This is a genomic window from Mesorhizobium sp. M1A.T.Ca.IN.004.03.1.1 (assembly GCF_003997555.1).
GTDB lineage: Bacteria > Pseudomonadota > Alphaproteobacteria > Rhizobiales > Rhizobiaceae > Mesorhizobium.
Map to the genome: position 1 here is coordinate 1 of NZ_RZTV01001142.1, position 234 is coordinate 234.

The 234-nt window shown below is 64.5% G+C and carries 1 pseudogene; it reads right to left on the reverse strand.

The annotated features are described in order from the left end of the window. Nucleotides 1-234 (reverse strand): annotated as a pseudogene (locus EOD29_RS35245) (conjugal transfer protein TrbL); the annotation flags it as partial.

Here is a 234-nt window from a genome sequence, read left to right on the forward strand (position 1 = left end):
CCTGGCGCCGCGCCTCATGCCCGACAGGTGTGCCGAATGCGCCGACAATGCCCTGCGCCAGCGATTGCACCTGGAAGAGCACGAAGGCGCCGGCGATGCACAGCATGATGAAGGCGGCGAAATCGCTGAGCTTGAGCTCGCGGCTGCCCGAGATCTGGTCGATCTTGGTCAGCTCGGGCTGCATGGCCGCAATCAGGAACGCGGCGATCACATAGACGAACAGCGGGATCAGCG